The following is a 17,172-nucleotide window of genomic DNA, read 5'->3' on the forward strand; positions in this document are numbered from 1 at the left end:
CAGAATGTGCCAGGGCGCGCTTCCCCGGCAACCCGCTCAGTTACACGGATTGGGCACAAGCGCCCCGTCGACCAGGGAGCCTTCTGAACGATGAAGAGCATGAGCTCCACCTCGCTGTATGCCGCCATTGATTTGGGCTCCAACAGTTTTCATATGTTGGTGGTGCGCGAGGTGGCTGGCAGTATCCAGACGCTGAGCCGCATTAAGCGCAAAGTCCGTCTTGCCGCCGGCCTGAATAGCGACAACACACTCTCCGCAGAAGCGATGGAGCGCGGCTGGCAGTGCTTACGCCTGTTTGCCGAACGCCTGCAGGATATTCCGCCGGCGCAAATCCGCGTCGTGGCCACCGCCACGCTGCGTCTTGCCGTCAATGCCGGCGAATTTCTGGCGAAAGCGCAGGAGATCCTCGGCAGTCCGGTACAGGTCATTAGTGGCGAAGAAGAAGCGCGTCTGATTTATCAGGGGGTCGCCCACACCACCGGCGGCGCCGATCAGCGTCTGGTGGTCGATATCGGCGGCGCCAGCACCGAACTGGTGACCGGAACCGGCGCGCAAACGACCTCGCTATTTAGCCTGTCGATGGGCTGTGTGACCTGGCTTGAACGCTATTTCGCCGATCGCAGCCTGACGAAAGAAAATTTCGATCTTGCCGAGGCGGCCGCGCGTGAGGTGCTGCTGCCCGTCGCCGATGTGCTGCGCTATCACGGATGGAAAGTGTGCGTTGGCGCCTCCGGCACCGTTCAGGCTCTGCAGGAAATTATGATGGCGCAGGGGATGGATGAGCGGATCACCCTGACCAAACTCCAGCAGCTTAAACAGCGCGCCATTCAGTGCGGACGCCTGGAAGAGCTGGAGATCGAAGGCTTAACCCTTGAGCGAGCGCTGGTGTTTCCAAGCGGGCTGGCGATCCTTATCGCTATCTTCAGCGAACTGAATATTCAGTGTATGACCCTCGCGGGCGGCGCGTTACGTGAAGGTCTGGTGTACGGCATGCTGCATCTCTCCGTTGAACAGGACATCCGCAGCCGCACTCTGCGTAATATTCAGCGTCGTTTTATGATCGACACCGAACAGGCCCAGCGCGTCGCTGGTCTCGCCAGCCACCTGCTCAGCCAGCTGGACGGCAGCTGGGAGCTGGATCCGCTAAGCCGCGACTTGCTCCTCAGCGCCTGTGCATTGCATGAAATTGGCCTGAGCGTGGATTTTAAGCGCGCGCCGCAGCACGCGGCCTATCTGGTCAATAATCTCGACCTGCCCGGCTTTACCCCGGCGCAGAAGAAGCTGATTGCGACGCTGCTGCTTAACCAGACTAACGCCATCGACCTCTCATCGCTTCATCAGCAGAATGCCGTCCCGCCGCGAGTTGCCGAACATCTTTGTCGCCTGCTGCGACTGGCGATCCTCTTTGCCAGCCGGCGGCGTGACGATTTGCTGCCCGCCATCAATCTTGTGGCCGATGATGAAAAACTGTCCCTGACGCTGCCGGAAAACTGGCTGGATAATCACCCGCTTGGGGCTGAGCTGATCGAACAGGAATGCCAGTGGCAGAGCTATGTGCACTGGGTGCTTGAGGTGAAGTAATACGCTGAACATTGCCGGGCGGCGGCTTCGCCTTACCCGGCCAGCTTATCGCTATCCTTTCTCTTTAGCTTTTGCCAGCATGGCGCGAATGTTCGCCACGTTAGCCTGTCCTTTATGCATTCGCTCTTCAGCGGTAATCACTTTGCGCGCCTGCTCCCAAATCAGATCGTCCTGGGGTAGCTCCAGCAGAAAACGGCTCGGTTCCGGGCGCACCACCTCACCATACTGCCGGCGCTCCTTACAGAGCGTAAAGGTCAGCTCTTTCTGCGCGCGGGTGATGCCCACGTAGGCTAACCGGCGCTCTTCATCGACATTATCTTCATCAATGCTGCTCTGGTGCGGGAGCAATCCCTCTTCCATTCCCACCAGGTAAACATACGGGAACTCCAGCCCTTTTGAGGCATGAAGGGTCATCAGCTGCACCTGATCCAGCTCTTCATCCGATTCACCGCGCTCCATCATGTCGCGCAGCGTAAAGCGGGTGACCACCTGCGTCAGGGTCATTGGCTCATCGATTTCGCTGCCTTCCAGCATCTCGGTCATCCAGGTGAACAGCTGGTTGACGTTTTTCATGCGCATTTCTGCGGCCTTCGGGCTGGGCGAGGTTTCATACAGCCAGGATTCGTAGTCAATTCCGCGGATTAAGTCGCGCACGGCGTTGACCGGCTCGCGTTCGGCCAGCTGCTGGATCTCACGCAGCCAGTGGGTGAAGCGGGTGAGTGATTCATACCCGCGCCCGGTCAGCGTCTGGCTGAGACCCATATCAAAGCTGGCGGTGAACAATCCTTTGTTGCGGCCCATCGCCCACTCACCGAGCTTTTGCAGCGTCGCCGGGCCGATCTCGCGCTTCGGTGTATTCACGATACGCAGGAAGGCGCTGTCGTCGTCCGGGTTGGTCAGCACGCGCAGATAGGCCAGCAGATCTTTAATTTCCGGGCGCGAGAAGAACGACGTGCCGCCGGAGATTTTGTACGGGATGCGGTTCTGCATCAGCATCTTTTCAAAGACCCGCGACTGGTGATTGCCGCGATAAAGGATCGCGTAGTCTTTGTAATTGGTTTTATTAATGAAGTGGTGGGCGATCAGCTCCCCGGCCACGCGCTCCGCTTCATGATCTTCATTGTTGGCGGAGAGCACTTTCAGCTCAGCGCCATATCCCAGCTCAGAGAACAGCCGCTTTTCAAAAACGTGCGGGTTATTGGCGATCAGAATGTTAGCGGCTTTCAGAATACGCCCGGAGGAGCGATAGTTCTGCTCAAGCTTGATAACCTGCAGCGCCGGGAAGTCCTGGCTGAGCAGCACCAGGTTCTGCGGCCGCGCGCCGCGCCACGAGTAGATCGACTGGTCATCGTCGCCTACCACGGTAAAACGCGCACGCTGGCCCACCAGCAGCTTCACCAGCTCATACTGGCTGGTGTTGGTATCCTGATACTCATCCACCAGCAGGTAGCGGATCTTATTCTGCCAGCGTTCGCGCACCTCCTCGTTGCGCTGCAGCAGCAGCGTCGGCAGCAGGATCAGATCGTCAAAATCGAGGACATTGCAGGCCTTCATATGCGCATCGTACAGCCCATAGCAGTGGGCGAAGATGCGATCCCGTTCGCCTTTCGCACCCGCGGCGGCCTGCGCCGGGGTTTTCAGATCGTTTTTCCAGTTGGAGATCGTCGAGATCAACTGCTGGAGCACCACTTTGTCATCTTCGATCAACCCTTCGGTCAGCTCTTTGAGCAGCGCCACCTGGTCAGTATCGTCGAATAAGGAGAAGTTAGACTTCATGCCCAGCGCGGCGTATTCCCGCTTGATGATATCCAGCCCCAGAGTGTGGAAGGTGGAAATCATCAGCCCGCGCGCCTCTTTGCGCCCCAGCGTTTGCCCAACGCGCTCTTTCATCTCGCGCGCGGCTTTATTGGTAAAGGTCACGGCCGCGATATGGCGCGCCTGATAGCCGCAGCCGCGGATCAGGTGGGCGATTTTATTGGTGATCACGCGGGTCTTACCGGAGCCGGCGCCCGCCAGCACCAGGCAAGGTCCGGTTACAAATTCGACGGCTTGTTGTTGGCCAGGGTTTAAACGCATGGGAGTCTTGCTCAATCTTCGAACGGGGTGGGGATTGTAGCAGAAAGCGGAGCCGAGATTTACCGACTGATGGTAAAGTGAAGAAATCGCGATTAACCCGTAGAGCAGAACCATGAAAAAGACCGCAGCAGCCCTGCATATCCTGGTCAAAGAAGAGAAACTGGCCCAGGAGATCCTTGCCAAACTGGAACGCGGCATCAGCTTCGATCATCTGGCGAAGCGCTATTCGAAATGCCCGTCCGGGCGTAACGGCGGCGATCTGGGGGAGTTTCAGCAAGGCGCGATGGTCGGCCCATTCGATCAGGCGGTCTTTAGCTGCCCACTTCTCAAGCCCTACGGTCCGGTAAAAACCAAATTTGGCTACCATATCATTAAGGTGCTTTATCGCCGCTGACGCGTGGTATATTGCGCCCCGATTTATCTCAACCTATTCAAGGCACGATCATGGCAAAAACAGCAGCAGCACTGCATATTCTTGTTAAAGAAGAGAAACTGGCTCTGGATCTTCTGGAGCAGATTAAAAACGGCGCCGACTTCGGTAAGCTGGCGAAGAAGCACTCCATTTGCCCATCAGGCAAACGCGGCGGTGATTTAGGTGAGTTCCGCCAGGGCCAGATGGTGCCGGCGTTCGATAAAGTGGTTTTCTCCTGCCCGGTGCTGGAGCCAACCGGCCCGCTGCATACCCAGTTCGGCTACCACATCATCAAAGTGCTGTACCGGAAATAATAAAAAACCCGGGGATCTTAATCTCCGGGTTTTTGCCTGATGGCGCTTCGCTTATCAGGCCTATTAAACAAATCCATTCCTCTATGGATTTCGGCTTGCCGGAAGGCGGCAAGGAAGTACATCCCCGTGAACATAGATTACTATGTGACTGGGGTGTACGTACCGTAGCCAACGCATCGGCAAGTCGAAAGACGACGAGGAATTAGCCGGCTACCGCGATACGCTTCATATCGGTCATATAACCGCGCAGTTTCTTACCAACCTGCTCAATAGCGTGGCTGCGAATGGCTTCGTTAACATCACGCAGCTGAGCGTTGTCTACCGCGCCTTCGGCAATCGCCGTACCCAGGTCGCCAGTCTGCAGGGTGGTCATGAACTCTTTCAGCAGCGGTACGCAAGCATAAGAGAACAGGTAGTTACCATATTCAGCGGTATCAGAGATAACCACGTTCATCTCGTACAGACGCTTACGGGCAATAGTATTGGCGATCAGCGGCAGCTCGTGCAGTGATTCGTAGTAAGCGGACTCTTCGATGATGCCGGAGGCCACCATGGTTTCGAAGGCCAGCTCAACGCCCGCTTTCACCATCGCGATCATCAGAACGCCTTTATCGAAGTACTCCTGCTCGCCGATTTTACCTTCATACTGCGGCGCGGTTTCGAACGCGGTTTTACCAGTCTCTTCACGCCAGGTCAGCAGTTTCTTATCGTCGTTCGCCCAGTCCGCCATCATACCGGAGGAGAATTCGCCGGAAATGATGTCGTCCATGTGTTTCTGGAACAGCGGCGCCATAATCTCTTTCAGCTGCTCGGAGAGCGCATAAGCGCGCAGTTTCGCCGGGTTAGAGAGGCGATCCATCATCAGGGTAATGCCGCCCTGCTTCAGCGCTTCGGTGATGGTTTCCCAGCCGAACTGAATCAGTTTTTCTGCATACGCCGGGTCGGTACCTTCCGCCACCAGCTTGTCGAAGCACAGCAGAGAACCCGCCTGCAGCATGCCGCAGAGGATGGTCTGCTCGCCCATCAGGTCAGATTTCACTTCGGCAACGAAGGAAGATTCCAGCACGCCCGCACGGTGGCCGCCGGTCGCCGCTGCCCATGCTTTCGCAATGGCCATGCCTTCGCCTTTCGGGTCGTTTTCCGGATGTACCGCGATAAGCGTCGGTACGCCGAAACCGCGTTTGTACTCTTCACGCACTTCGGTACCCGGGCACTTCGGCGCCACCATCACCACGGTGATGTCTTTACGGATCTGCTCGCCCACTTCCACGATGTTGAAACCGTGGGAGTAGCCCAGCGCCGCGCCGTCTTTCATCAGCGGCTGTACGGAGCGCACAACGTCAGAGTGCTGTTTGTCCGGAGTCAGGTTAACCACCAGGTCCGCCTGCGGGATCAGCTCTTCATAAGTGCCGACTTTGAAGCCGTTTTCGGTCGCTTTACGCCAGGAGGCGCGCTTCTCGGCGATCGCTTCTTTGCGCAGCGCATAGGAGATATCCAGGCCGGAGTCACGCATGTTCAGACCCTGGTTCAGGCCCTGCGCGCCGCAGCCGACGATGACCACTTTTTTACCCTGAAGGTAGCTTGCGCCATCGGCGAATTCGTCGCGCGCCATAAAGCGGCATTTGCCCAGCTGTGCCAGCTGCTGGCGCAGGTTCAGTGTATTAAAGTAGTTAGCCATGTCTGTAACTCCGTGATGTTGTGTCGTGCTTATTGTTCGGTTCGCTTTTGCGAGAATGAACTTACTATATGACAGGAATTTTATTGCGGAAATTGATATATTCACAACGTCACGTTGCATTTTATGAAATACAAAACCGGGGAGTACGCGCCGTGGATTTACGCGATCTGAAAACCTTTCTGCATCTGGCGGAAAGCCGCCATTTTGGCCGCAGCGCGCGGGCCATGCATGTCAGCCCGTCGACGCTTTCGCGCCAGATCCAGCGTCTGGAAGAGGACCTCGGCCAGCCGCTGTTCGTGCGAGATAATCGCACGGTGACCCTTACCGAAGCCGGGGAAGAGTTACGTACCTTTGCCCAACAGACTTTACTGCAGTATCAGCAGCTTCGTCACGTCATCGATCAGCAGGGCCCTTCGCTCTCCGGCGAGTTGCACATCTTCTGCTCCGTCACCGCCGCCTATAGCCATCTGCCGCCGATCCTCGACCGCTTTCGCGCCGCGCACCCCTCGGTGGAGATCAAGCTGTCGACCGGCGACGCCGCCGACGCCATGGAGAAGGTGGTCACCGGCGAAGCCGACCTGGCGATTGCCGGTAAGCCGGAGACTCTGCCAGGGTCGGTGGCGTTTTCGATGCTGGAGAACCTCGCCGTGGTGTTAATTGCCCCGGCCCTTCCCTGCCCGGTGCGCAACCAGGTGACCGTCGAGCGCCCCGACTGGTCGACAGTGCCCTTTATCATGGCCGACCAGGGGCCGGTACGTCGGCGCATCGAGCTGTGGTTTCGGCGGCATAAAATCAGCAATCCGTCGATCTACGCCACCGTCGGCGGGCACGAAGCGATGGTGTCGATGGTCGCCCTGGGATGCGGCGTGGCGCTGCTGCCGGAAGTGGTGCTGGAGAACAGTCCGGAGCCGGTACGCAACAGGGTGATGATCCTGGAGCGCAGCGATGAGCAAACGCCGTTTGAGCTGGGCGTTTGCGCACAAAAAAAGCGGCTGCATGAGCCGCTTATTGATGCTTTCTGGAAAATTCTTCCCAACCACTAACCCGCGAGGAAAAAGCGGAATGCCGGGTTATGCGTTTCGTCGTGGCACTCATAGCCCAGCTCATTGAGACGAGTTTCAAAGTCCGGCTCGTGCTCGCCCAACTCGAAGGCCGCCAGTACCCGACCATAGTCAGTGCCGTGGCTGCGGTAGTGGAACAGTGAAATATTCCAGTGGGTGCCAAGGGTATGCAGGAATTTCAGCAGCGCCCCCGGCGATTCCGGAAACTCGAAGCTGAACAGCCGCTCCTGCAGCGCTTTTGACGGCCGGCCGCCGACCATATAGCGCACATGCAGCTTAGCCATCTCATCATCAGAGAGATCCACCACGCTGTAGCCGCCGTCGTTCAGTAACTGGAGGATCTCTTTGCGCTCTTCCAGGCCACGACTCAGGCGTACCCCGACAAAAATACAGGCGTCTTTGGCATCGGCAAAGCGGTAGTTGAACTCCGTCACCGAGCGGCCCCCCAGCAGCTGGCAAAACTTCAGAAAGCTGCCCTTCTCTTCCGGGATCGTCACCGCCAGCAGCGCTTCGCGCTGTTCCCCGAGCTCGCAGCGCTCAGACACGTAGCGCAGACCGTGGAAGTTGACGTTGGCCCCGGACAGGATGTGAGCCAGTCGCTCACCGCGAATATTGTGCTGAGCGATATATTTCTTCATCCCCGCCAGCGCCAGCGCGCCGGAAGGCTCTGCCACCGCCCGCACATCTTCGAACAGATCCTTCATCGCCGCGCAAATAGCGTCGCTGTCGACGGTGATGATGTCGTCCAGATACTCCTGGCACAGACGGAAGGTTTCATCGCCGATGCGTTTGACCGCCACGCCTTCGGCAAACAAGCCGACGCGCGGCAGGTCCACCGGATGACCGGCGTCCAGCGCCGCCTTCAGGCAGGCCGAATCTTCCGCTTCCACCGCGATCACTTTGATCTGCGGCATCAGCTGCTTGATCAGCACCGCCACGCCTGCCGCCAGGCCGCCGCCGCCCACCGGGACGAACACGCGGTCGATGTGGGCATCCTGCTGCAGCAGCTCCAGCGCCAGGGTTCCCTGACCGGCGATGACCATCGGGTGATCGAACGGCGGCACCCAGGTAAAGCCCTGCTGCTGCGCCAGCTCAATCGCCCTCGCCTTCGCTTCGTCAAAGTTGGCGCCATGCAGCAGCACTTCGCCGCCAAAGCCGCGAACGGCATCCACTTTGATGTCGGCGGTCGCTACCGGCATCACGATCAGTGCCTTAACGCCCAGCCGCGATGCGGAGAACGCCACGCCCTGGGCATGATTGCCCGCCGAGGCGGTGATCACCCCGTGGGATTTCTGTTCCACGGTCAGGCTGGACATCATCGCGTAGGCGCCGCGCAGCTTAAAGCTGTGTACCGGTTGGCGATCTTCGCGCTTCACCAGAATAACGTTATCCAGGCGAGAAGAGAGTTTGTCCATTTTTTGCAGCGGTGTTTTCTGCACCGCTTCATAAACCGGTGCGCGCAGCACTGCTCTCAGGTATTCGGCGCCCTCAGGGGCACCGGACAGGGGTTGTGAATCCGCCATGATTAGCCACCCAGTTTCGATTTATCGCGAACCGCGCCTTTGTCGGCGCTGGTCGCCAGGCTGGCGTAGGCGCGAAGGGCAAAGGAGACCTGACGCTGGCGATTTTTCGGCGTCCACGCCTGGTCGCCACGCGCTTCCTGGGCTTCACGACGCGCCGCAATTTCCGCATCGCTCAGCTGCAGCTGAATGCTGCGGTTCGGAATATCAATCGCGATCATGTCGCCATCTTCAATGAGCGCGATGTTGCCGCCGCTCGCTGCTTCCGGTGAGACGTGACCGATAGAGAGCCCTGAGGTGCCGCCGGAGAAACGGCCATCGGTGATCAGCGCGCAGGCTTTGCCCAGCCCCATCGACTTCAGGAAGCTGGTGGGGTAAAGCATCTCCTGCATCCCCGGCCCGCCTTTCGGCCCTTCGTAGCGGATCACCACGACGTCGCCTTCAACGACTTTACCGCCGAGGATGGCCTCAACCGCATCGTCCTGGCTCTCATACACTTTCGCCGGACCGGTAAATTTCAGGATGCTGTCGTCCACGCCGGCGGTTTTCACGATACAACCGTTTTCCGCGAAATTGCCGTACAGTACCGCCAGGCCGCCGTCCTTGCTGTAAGCGTGTTCCAGAGAACGGATACAGCCTTCGGCGCGATCGTCATCCAGCGTATCCCAGCGGCAGTCTTGCGAGAACGCCTGGGTGGTACGGATGCCCGCCGGCCCGGCGCGGAACATTTTTTTCACCGCGTCGTCCTGGGTCACCATCACATCGTACTGTTCCAGGGTCTGCGGCAGCGTCAGGCCGAGAACGTTTTTGACCTCGCGATTCAACAGCCCGGCGCGGTCCAGCTCGCCCAGAATGCCCAGCACGCCGCCGGCGCGATGCACATCTTCCATATGGTATTTCTGCGTGCTCGGCGCCACCTTACACAGCTGCGGCACTTTGCGGGAAAGCTTATCGATATCGCTCATGGTGAAGTCGATTTCAGCTTCCTGCGCCGCCGCCAGCAGGTGCAGAACGGTGTTGGTGGAACCGCCCATGGCGATATCCAGCGTCATGGCGTTCTCAAAGGCCGCCTTGCTGGCGATATTGCGCGGCAGCGCGGAAGCGTCATCCTGCTCGTAATAGCGTTTGGTCAGCTCAACGATACGTTTCCCGGCGTTAAGGAACAGCTCCTTACGATCGGCGTGGGTCGCCAGCAGAGAGCCGTTACCCGGCTGCGACAGGCCCAGCGCTTCGGTCAGGCAGTTCATGGAGTTGGCGGTGAACATCCCGGAACAGGAGCCGCAGGTCGGACAGGCGGAGCGTTCCACCTGATTACTCTGCTCGTCGGACACTTTCGGATCCGCCCCCTGGATCATCGCATCCACCAGGTCGAGCTTGATGATTTTATCTGACAGCTTGGTTTTCCCGGCTTCCATCGGGCCGCCGGACACAAAGATCACCGGAATGTTCAGGCGCAGGGAAGCCATCAGCATCCCCGGGGTGATTTTGTCGCAGTTGGAGATACAGACCATCGCATCCGCACAATGGGCGTTAACCATGTACTCCACCGAGTCGGCGATCAGCTCGCGGGATGGCAGTGAATAGAGCATACCCCCGTGGCCCATGGCGATCCCATCATCCACTGCGATGGTGTTGAATTCTTTGGCCACGCCACCGGCGGCTTCAATCTGCTCGGCAACCAGTTTGCCGAGGTCGCGCAGGTGCACGTGCCCAGGAACAAACTGGGTAAAGGAGTTAACGACGGCGATAATCGGTTTGCCGAAATCGGCATCGGTCATCCCGGTTGCGCGCCACAACGCGCGGGCGCCCGCCATATTGCGGCCATGTGTGGTGGTGGCGGAACGGTACTTAGGCATGCTCTTTTTACTCCCATCTGTGTTTATTAAATGGGACGGTGCGTGCCGTCCCATTTTTAATTACTTACTTACCGGATCCAACCAGCCCCATTTATCTTCTGTTTCACCGGTGAAGAGGCCAAAGAAGGCTTCCTGAATGCGTTTGGTGACCGGACCGCGACGGCCTGCGCCGACCTGGATGCCATCCACGCTGCGTACCGGGGTGATTTCCGCCGCGGTGCCGGACATGAAGACTTCATCCGCCAGGTACAGGGATTCACGGGACAATACCTGCTCGCGGACTTCAATACCGAGATCTTTCGCCAGCTTGATGATGGCGTCGCGGGTAATGCCCGGCAGCGCGGAAGAGGTAAACGGCGGAGTGAACAGCACGCCGTCCTTCACTTCAAACAGGTTTTCGCCAGCGCCTTCAGAGATATAGCCGTTAACATCGAGGGCGATACCTTCCTGGTAGCCATGGCGACGCGCTTCGCTGCCAACCAGCAGCGAGGAGAGATAGTTGCCGCCGGCTTTCGCCGCCGTCGGGATTGTGTTCGGCGCCGCGCGGTTCCAGGAAGAGACCATGGCATCGATCCCCTGCTCCAGCGCTTCTGCGCCGAGGTAGGCTCCCCACGGGAACGCCGCGATGATCACGTCAGTGTTGTAACCCGGAGGCGGGTTTACCCCCATGCCGACATCGCCAACAAACACCAGCGGGCGGATATAAGCGCTGGTCAGATTATTAGTGCGAATGACTTCGCGGCAGGCTTCCATCAGTTCGTCGACGCTCTGGGAGACCGGGAAACGATAAATTTTGGCTGAGTCATGCAGACGCTGCATATGTTCGCGATGACGGAACACCACCGGGCCTTTGTGCGAGTCGTAGCAACGGATGCCTTCGAATACCGAGGTGCCATAGTGCAGCGCATGGGACATCACATGAACTTTCGCTTCGCCCCACGGAACCATCTCGCCATTGAACCAGATGTAATCAGCTTTTTTCGTCGTCATTTTTCTTCCTTTGCGCTCAGGCGCGGATTTGTTGTGATGTGGGTTGCTGGATCTCGACGCAGGCAACGTCGACCAGTTTACTTAATTGACTAAACAGTAATTCGACGGGCCGCGGGCTGGCAACGGTCAATTCGATATTTATGTTCTGTGCGTCCGCTGCGGTTTCCATGTTCATTGCGCAGATTTGAAAACCACGGTGACGGACAACGCGCAGCACGCGCTCTAAGGTTTCCGGGTTGAAACGTGCCTGTAAAGCGACCTGATGTTGCATCATGATAATTTCTCCAGCATTTCAGAGTTACTGGCGCCGGGCGGCACCAACGGCCAGACATTCTCAAGTTCGTCGATTGAGACATGAAGCAGGTATGGCCCCTGGCTCGAAAGCATGGTGTCGAGTGCCGCTTCAACCTGGTCTTTACGGGTGATGTGTTGGCCAGGAATACCGAAGGCGCTGGCCAGCGTGAGGAAATCAGGGTTATCAGTCAGAGTGGTTTCGCTATAACGTTCCTGGAAAAACAGCTGCTGCCATTGTCGAACCATCCCTAACCGCTGGTTGTCGAGTAATACGATCTTCAGCGGTAACTGCTTGCGTTTTACGGTGCCCAGCTCCTGCACATTCATCATGAAGGAGCCGTCACCAGAGATACAGATCACCGTATCGTTAGGGCGCGCCACCTGGGCACCAACGGCGGCCGGCAGGCCAAAGCCCATGGTGCCTAAGCCGCTGGAGGTGATGAAGTTTTCCGGGCGGGTATAGGTCATATGCTGAGCCGACCACATCTGATGCTGGCCTACGTCGGTTGTCACCACGCTGTCCGCCGGCTTGCGGTCGGAAAGCTGTTTCAGCAGCAGCGGCGCGTAGATAGCCTCACCGGGATGATCGTAACGCCAGGCGTGATCGGCACGCAGTGCGGCACTCCGCTCGCGCCAGCCATCGATCGCTAACGGCTGCTGCAGCGCCGGCAGCAAGCGGTTCAGATCGCCGGTCAGACCAATGTGCGCCTGGCGCAGCTTGTTCAGCTCCGCCGGATCGATGTCCATATGGATCACTTTGGCATGCGGCGCGAAGGTGTTGAGCTTGCCAGTCACGCGATCGTCAAAGCGCGCGCCGACAGCGATCAGCAGATCGCACTCCTGTACCGCCAGATTGGCCGCCTTGGTGCCGTGCATTCCCAGCATGCCGAGATAATACGGGTAATCGGCGTCCACCACGCCCAGCCCTTTCAGGGTGCAGGTCGCCGGCATCCGGGTCACTGCGAGGAATTCGCGCAGCGCCGGTACCGCCTGCGCCATGCCGACCCCGCCGCCAACATACAGCATCGGTTGCTGCGATTGAGCCAGCATCTGCAGAGCCTGAGCCACTTCCGCCTGCGGGAATGCCATCTCATCGGCGACCATAGAGAAATGGGGATCGAGATCGCCCTGCGCCATCTGAATATCCTTAGGGATATCAACCAGCACCGGGCCTGGACGGCCTGAGTTTGCCACCTGGAAAGCTTCAGCAATGACCCGCGGCAGCTCGTCCAGAGACTGCACGAGGAAACTGTGCTTAGTACAGGCCAGTGACAAACCGAGAACGTCTACCTCCTGGAACGCATCCGTGCCGATGAAGGGTGCGGCCACCTGGCCGGTGATAGCGACAATGGGGATGGAGTCAAGCAAAGCGTCCGCCAGGCCGGTGATCAGGTTGGTTGCGCCCGGGCCGGAAGTCGCGATACATACCCCGGTTTTACCGGTTGCTCGCGCATAACCAATGGCCGCCATGGCTGCCCCTTGCTCATGCCGGCACAGCAGGTGCTCCACGCCGCCGTCATACAGTGCATCGTAAACCGGCATAATTGCGCCACCCGGATAGCCAAAAACGGTGTCGACCCCCTGTGTCCGCAAAGCATGTACCACCCACTGCGCGCCATTCATAGTTAGTTCCCCGTCATAAATCGGGAGAAACAGAATTTTATGCTAAAAGTCATCATCTGCTCCTCGCTTAGGTTATTTCAGTTATAAAAAAACCCCCGGACCTTTCGGTGCGGGGGTCTTAGTTCGTTAAGGCTTGATTATTAAGCCTTTCCTCGTCCAAGTGCAGCCCCGCACGGTGGGATAATAATCACCACCACGCTAATCACGACCAGGCTAATCACTCGTAGAAGGGCTGTCATTTTCTGTACTTTCTGGCTTCTTGTTCGAAGGAATACCTAAAGAGGTACCACAGACATCACATAAAACACAAGATTTTTTTATATCTCTGTTGCTGAGCAGCCTAACAGTTTCAGCAAAAATAATTGTTTTATATGAAAAAATTCGAAGATGAAAAAAACTCAGTTTTCTCTCGCCTGCCGCGCTCTTTTGCGCCCTCCTTCCCAACGCCGCTCTGTTTTGCGAGCGAACTTCCAGTTTCGGCTAAATGTAACAATATGGCGCGAAAAGTATGGATTTATGGTCCTAACTTCTGACTATTACCGATCCCGTTTTAACACAGGTCAGCCATAATCCTGCCTGGTCCAGGAGGTTTTATGTCGCTCGCCATCGTCTATACCCGCGCGGCGCTCGGTATCGAAGCGCCATTGATTACTGTCGAGGTTCATCTCAGCAACGGTCTGCCCGGCCTGACTATGGTCGGACTGCCGGAGACCACCGTGAAAGAGGCCCGTGACCGGGTTCGCAGCGCCCTGATCAACAGCGGCTACGCTTTCCCTGCGAAGAAAATAACCATTAACCTGGCGCCAGCGGATCTGCCTAAAGAGGGCGGGCGATACGATCTACCTATCGCTCTCGCGCTTCTCGTTGCCTCAGAGCAGCTCAACACGACGCGACTGAATCAATATGAGTTTGTGGGCGAACTCGCCCTCACAGGTGGGTTACGCGGCGTTCCAGGGGCGATCCCCAGCGCAATGGAAGCCATCAAAGCCGGCCGGCGCATCGTCGTCTCCTCTGATAATGCGGCTGAGGTCGGCCTGATCGGCGGCAGCGATTGCCTGGTCGCCGACCATCTGCAGGAGGTGTGTGCTTTTCTCGCGGGGCAGACATCGCTTTCGCCGCCTCTCGCCGAGGCACCCACCGTTGATGAACGCGGCGAAGATCTGCGCGATGTTATCGGCCAGCAGCAGGGCAAGCGAGCGCTGGAGATTGTGGCCGCCGGGGGTCACAACCTGCTCCTGATCGGCCCACCCGGCACCGGGAAAACCATGCTTGCCAGCCGGCTACCCGGTCTCCTGCCGCCATTAAGCAATCAGGAAGCCCTGGAGAGCACGGCCATTCAGAGCCTGGTCAATCTGCATACCGCGAAGACCCGGTGGCGTCAGAGGCCGTTTCGCGCACCTCATCATAGCGCTTCGCTGGCAGCGATGGTGGGCGGCGGCTCGATACCGGTCCCCGGTGAGATTTCCCTGGCCCATAATGGCGTGCTGTTTCTTGATGAGCTGCCGGAGTTTGAGCGGCGTGTACTGGATGCGCTGCGCGAACCCATTGAGTCAGGCAAGATCCATATATCACGCTCGCGCGCCAAAATTGACTATCCGGCGCGCTTTCAGCTTATCGCGGCAATGAACCCAAGCCCGACAGGGCATTATCAGGGCAAACATAATCGTACATCGCCTGAGCAGACATTACGTTATCTGGGACGTCTGTCAGGCCCCTTCCTTGACCGCTTCGATCTCTCCTTAGAGATCCCGCTGCCGCCGCCAGGGATACTGAGCCAGGGCACGCAGGGCGAAGAGTCTAGCGCAACGGTCCGACAACGGGTGCTGGCGGCGCGCGAACGGCAAATGCTCAGACAAAATAAGCTCAATGCGCATCTTGAGAATCGTGAAATGAAGAGCTGCTGCCACTTACGGCGGGAGGACGCTGTCTGGCTGGAACAGACGCTAACGCAGCTGGGGCTCTCTATACGAGCCTGGCAGCGTCTGTTAAAGGTGGCGAGAACCATTGCCGATCTGGCAGAGGCTGAAGAGATTGAACGCCGTCATTTGCAGGAGGCGCTCAGCTATCGGGCGATAGACCGGATGCTAAACCATCTGCAGAAAATGATGGCGTAAAAAAAGGGCTTACGCCCTTTTTTCTTAGTCATCGCTTTCGGTGTAATCGTCAGCGCCTTCCATCTGCGGTTTGCCGCCGGAAAGAGTATGGAAACGCTTCGGCCGCTTGATGCGCGCCATATACTTAATCCATACGCGTTCTGCTTCCGTTACCGGCTCACGCTCACCACGGCACACCGAGACAAACTGTTTTTCATCATCGGTAACAGGTTCGCGTTTACCCAGTTCCAGTTCGTTAAAGGCATAACCATGACGTTCCAGCAGTTGCGCCTCTTTGATGGTGAAATCACCGTGACGGGAGAACCCGCGTGGATAATTTTTATTGTCGAAAAAACGATTAGTCGTCGTAAAGCTTTCCGCCATCCTACACGCTCCTGATTCTTTGGCCGAGCTATTTATGGCGCGGAGTATTAGTTACGCTTGACAGAGCGTCAAACAAAACATTTAAATCATCACGACAAATAATTTTGTGGAGAACGGTGTGGATACGGAATTGCTCAAGACTTTCCTGGAAGTGAGCAGAACTCGTCACTTTGGGCGAGCAGCAGAGGCGCTTTACCTGACGCAGTCAGCGGTCAGCTTTCGTATTCGTCAGCTGGAAAATCAACTTGGTGTGAACCTGTTCACCCGACATCGTAATAACATTCGCCTGACGACCGCCGGAGAAAAGCTCCTGCCCTACGCCGAAACGCTAATGAATACCTGGCAGGCTGCGCGCAAGGAGGTCGCACACTCTTCGCGACATAATGAATTCTCCATCGGGGCCAGCGCCTCGCTGTGGGAATGCATGCTTAACGGCTGGCTCGGCACCCTCTACAGCGCACCTTACAATCTCCAGTTTGAAGCGCGTATCGCGCAGCGGCAGTCGCTGGTTAAACAGCTTCACGAACGCCAGTTGGATCTGCTGATCACCACCGAATCGCCGAAGATGGATGAATTAAGCAGCCAGCTGTTGGGTAATTTTACTCTTGCCCTGTATTGCACATCGCCTGCAAAAAACAGAAATGAATTGAACTACTTGCGCCTTGAATGGGGGCCCGATTTTCAGCAAAACGAAGTGGGTCTGATAGGAAGCGATGATGTTCCGCTGCTCACTACCTCTTCAGCTGAACTGATCTATCAGCAATTATCGCGTCTGAGCGGCTGCTGTTGGCTACCTGTTCGCTGGGCGAAAGAGAAGCATGGGTTACATACGGTCATGGACAGCGCTACGCTGTCGCGCCCACTCTATGCGATCTGGTTACAAAATAGCGATAAGCAGGCGCAGATCCACGAGATCCTGAAAAGCCCTATCCTGGAATAAGCGGTACTCTCCATGGACGGAGAGGAGCAAGGTATTTTGAATAGGGATATTGCAGATGGATAGTAGAGATAAAAAAAAAAATCCTTTGCCTGAGCAAAGGATTCTTATAAATGGCAGGGGCGGAGAGACTCGAACTCCCAACACCCGGTTTTGGAGACCGGTGCTCTACCAATTGAACTACGCCCCTAAAGCTTTCTTACCACTAAGCCTGCTATCTGAGCAGGCTTAATGTTAAATAAGTGGCGGAACGGACGGGACTCGAACCCGCGACCCCCTGCGTGACAGGCAGGTATTCTAACCGACTGAACTACCGCTCCACCGAATTTTTTCGCTTTATGACCACCGGTTGT

16 protein-coding genes and 2 tRNA genes are annotated in these 17,172 nt (G+C 57.3%); 6 read left to right on the top strand and 12 right to left on the bottom strand.

What is annotated here, in order from left to right; translation table 11 throughout:
- The first annotated feature begins 90 nt into the window (after positions 1-90).
- Complete coding sequence (gene gppA / locus ACLH1I_RS23960) at positions 91-1,581, top strand: guanosine-5'-triphosphate,3'-diphosphate diphosphatase (RefSeq protein ID WP_023319439.1); 1,491 nt, start codon at positions 91-93, stop codon at positions 1,579-1,581.
- Between the two features lie 51 nt (positions 1,582-1,632).
- Here the strand turns inward: gppA and rep are convergent, their stop codons facing one another.
- Positions 1,633-3,657 (bottom strand): DNA helicase Rep, encoded by a 2,025-nt coding sequence (rep, locus tag ACLH1I_RS23965; protein WP_004886858.1) that lies wholly within the window; start codon positions 3,655-3,657, stop codon positions 1,633-1,635.
- 112 nt (positions 3,658-3,769) lie between these two features.
- Between rep and ppiC (ACLH1I_RS23970) the strand changes: the two genes are divergently transcribed.
- Positions 3,770-4,051: a peptidylprolyl isomerase PpiC gene (gene ppiC, locus ACLH1I_RS23970; protein WP_004886860.1), complete on the top strand. Its 282-nt coding sequence runs from the start codon at positions 3,770-3,772 to the stop codon at positions 4,049-4,051.
- Between the two features lie 50 nt (positions 4,052-4,101).
- Positions 4,102-4,383 carry a peptidylprolyl isomerase PpiC gene (gene ppiC, locus ACLH1I_RS23975; protein ID WP_004886861.1) on the top strand — a complete coding sequence of 94 codons (282 nt, stop codon included), beginning with the start codon at positions 4,102-4,104 and terminating at the stop codon, positions 4,381-4,383.
- Between the two features lie 202 nt (positions 4,384-4,585).
- On the opposite strand, the gene ilvC is transcribed toward ppiC (ACLH1I_RS23975), so the two are convergent.
- The gene (ilvC, locus tag ACLH1I_RS23980) at positions 4,586-6,061 is read right to left on the bottom strand and encodes a ketol-acid reductoisomerase (protein WP_002883178.1); all 1,476 of its coding nucleotides are present in this window, start codon (positions 6,059-6,061) and stop codon (positions 4,586-4,588) included.
- Positions 6,062-6,213: 152 nt separating this feature from the next.
- On the opposite strand from ilvC, the gene ilvY reads away from it, so the two are divergent.
- Positions 6,214-7,104: an HTH-type transcriptional activator IlvY gene (gene ilvY, locus ACLH1I_RS23985; RefSeq protein WP_002883176.1), complete on the top strand. Its 891-nt coding sequence runs from the start codon at positions 6,214-6,216 to the stop codon at positions 7,102-7,104.
- On the opposite strand, the gene ilvA is transcribed toward ilvY, so the two are convergent.
- From ilvA to ilvL, 7 genes are all read right to left on the bottom strand, one after another.
- Entirely contained in the window at positions 7,101-8,645 is a 1,545-nt protein-coding gene (gene ilvA, locus ACLH1I_RS23990; RefSeq protein ID WP_048326190.1) for a threonine ammonia-lyase, biosynthetic, read from the bottom strand. The genes ilvY and ilvA overlap by 4 nt on opposite strands.
- Before the next feature lie 2 nt (positions 8,646-8,647).
- On the bottom strand, positions 8,648-10,498 hold the full coding sequence (gene ilvD / locus ACLH1I_RS23995; protein WP_002883173.1) for a dihydroxy-acid dehydratase: 1,851 nt from the start codon (positions 10,496-10,498) through the stop codon (positions 8,648-8,650).
- Positions 10,499-10,558: 60 nt separating this feature from the next.
- A complete protein-coding gene (gene ilvE, locus ACLH1I_RS24000; RefSeq protein ID WP_002883171.1) occupies positions 10,559-11,488 on the bottom strand; it encodes a branched-chain-amino-acid transaminase in 930 nt (309 codons plus the stop codon).
- 16 nt (positions 11,489-11,504) lie between these two features.
- Entirely contained in the window at positions 11,505-11,762 is a 258-nt protein-coding gene (ilvM, locus tag ACLH1I_RS24005) for an acetolactate synthase 2 small subunit (RefSeq protein ID WP_004886870.1), read from the bottom strand.
- Positions 11,759-13,405 carry an acetolactate synthase 2 catalytic subunit gene (gene ilvG / locus ACLH1I_RS24010; protein ID WP_004886873.1) on the bottom strand — a complete coding sequence of 549 codons (1,647 nt, stop codon included), beginning with the start codon at positions 13,403-13,405 and terminating at the stop codon, positions 11,759-11,761. Before ilvG ends, ilvM begins: the two co-directional genes overlap by 4 nt.
- Before the next feature lie 2 nt (positions 13,406-13,407).
- Positions 13,408-13,461 (bottom strand): peptide IlvX, encoded by a 54-nt coding sequence (ilvX, locus tag ACLH1I_RS24015; RefSeq protein ID WP_201281575.1) that lies wholly within the window; start codon positions 13,459-13,461, stop codon positions 13,408-13,410.
- An 84-nt stretch (positions 13,462-13,545) separates the two neighbouring features.
- Positions 13,546-13,644, bottom strand: a complete 99-nt coding sequence (ilvL, locus tag ACLH1I_RS24020; protein ID WP_001311244.1) for an ilv operon leader peptide — start codon at positions 13,642-13,644, stop codon at positions 13,546-13,548.
- 354 nt (positions 13,645-13,998) lie between these two features.
- Between ilvL and ACLH1I_RS24025 the strand changes: the two genes are divergently transcribed.
- A complete protein-coding gene (locus ACLH1I_RS24025; protein WP_023319436.1) occupies positions 13,999-15,519 on the top strand; it encodes a YifB family Mg chelatase-like AAA ATPase in 1,521 nt (506 codons plus the stop codon).
- A 24-nt stretch (positions 15,520-15,543) separates the two neighbouring features.
- Here the strand turns inward: ACLH1I_RS24025 and ACLH1I_RS24030 are convergent, their stop codons facing one another.
- The gene (locus tag ACLH1I_RS24030) at positions 15,544-15,882 is read right to left on the bottom strand and encodes a DUF413 domain-containing protein (RefSeq protein ID WP_004886877.1); all 339 of its coding nucleotides are present in this window, start codon (positions 15,880-15,882) and stop codon (positions 15,544-15,546) included.
- A 118-nt stretch (positions 15,883-16,000) separates the two neighbouring features.
- Between ACLH1I_RS24030 and hdfR the strand changes: the two genes are divergently transcribed.
- On the top strand, positions 16,001-16,822 hold the full coding sequence (hdfR, locus tag ACLH1I_RS24035; protein ID WP_004886879.1) for an HTH-type transcriptional regulator HdfR: 822 nt from the start codon (positions 16,001-16,003) through the stop codon (positions 16,820-16,822).
- Between the two features lie 111 nt (positions 16,823-16,933).
- Here the strand turns inward: hdfR and ACLH1I_RS24040 are convergent.
- Positions 16,934-17,009, bottom strand: a tRNA-Trp gene (locus ACLH1I_RS24040).
- A gap of 53 nt (positions 17,010-17,062) precedes the next feature.
- A tRNA-Asp gene (locus ACLH1I_RS24045) sits at positions 17,063-17,139 on the bottom strand.
- Positions 17,140-17,172 lie beyond the last annotated feature (33 nt).

It is taken from the genome of Klebsiella sp. 1SOBk10mer, from assembly GCF_046602535.1.
GTDB lineage: Bacteria > Pseudomonadota > Gammaproteobacteria > Enterobacterales > Enterobacteriaceae > Klebsiella > Klebsiella quasipneumoniae.